Below are 1,074 nucleotides of genomic sequence, written 5' to 3' on the forward strand. Positions count from 1 at the left end.
GGATCCTGTGTGTTGGTTCCGTTGTATGGTTGAAGTGGGAAGGAGGCCGAGAGGATCCTGGTCGTCCTTGCGGACAGGCCGTGGCATGGCTCGGTCCCTTCCCACCAAAGAACCATCAACCTGAACAGTTGCACGGGGCTGTCTCCAGCAGACCCCGCACACAGGAAGAGGCATGGCCATGATAGTGCAGAACTATGTCGGCTGCGACATTTCCAAACAGACGCTCGACTTTTTTGACGAGGCAAGCGGCCGTTGCCGGCGCATCGCCAACCAGGCTGAGGCAATAACTGCCTATGTGGCGGGCCTCCGTCCCAGCCAAGACTTCGTCGTCATGGAGGCGACAGGCGTGCATGACCGGCTGTTGCGCCATGCGCTGGCCAAGGCCGGTGTTGCGTTTTCGCGGCACAATCCCGCCCACACCCACCATTATGCGAAGTCGGCCACCCAGCGCGCCAAGACCGATCGTCTCGATGCCAGGATGTTGAGCAGCTACGGTCGCCGCTATCAGCCGGCGCCTGAGGCAGCGCCCAGCGAGAAAGCCGAACGCCTACAATCGCTTGCCCGTCACCGCGACCGGTTGGTTGAGATCCGGGCAGAGCTGAAGAGGTATCTCAGCGAGGCCTTCGACGAAGACGTCATAGCCGACACCGAAAGGCTGATCGCTGACTTCGACACACGTATCGATGCGCTCGAGAGCCTGATTGCCAAAGCCATTCGCGACGTCGACGACACCGCCCGTGATTATACGCTGATGGTCTCCGTGCCAGGTGTCTCCACCATCACCGCGCTCTCGCTGCTGGCGCATATGCCCGAGCTCGGCCGGCGATCCCCCAAGTCGATCGCCGCACTTGCGGGCCTTGCACCATTCGACCATGAGAGCGGCAAGCTCAAACGCAGAGCCAAGATCAGCGGTGGCCGCGCGCGCGTCCGGCGCGCGCTCTACATGGCTGCTCTGGGCGCCATTCGCGCCAACGATCGCTTCAAAGCCTTCTACACCGCGCTCGCGGCTCGATCCGGTTCGAAGAAACTCGCAATCGTGGCCGTCGCCAGAAAGCTTCTCGTCACACTCAATGC

The 1,074-nt window shown here is 61.8% G+C and carries 1 protein-coding gene; it reads left to right on the forward strand.

What is annotated here, in order from left to right; genetic code table 11:
* Positions 1–172: 172 nt before the first annotated feature.
* Positions 173–1,074: IS110 family transposase (locus EN853_RS33055; RefSeq protein ID WP_127863059.1), on the forward strand; the 902-nt coding region annotated here is incomplete at its 3' end.

This window comes from Mesorhizobium sp. M1C.F.Ca.ET.210.01.1.1 (genome assembly GCF_004791585.1).
Taxonomy (GTDB): domain Bacteria; phylum Pseudomonadota; class Alphaproteobacteria; order Rhizobiales; family Rhizobiaceae; genus Mesorhizobium.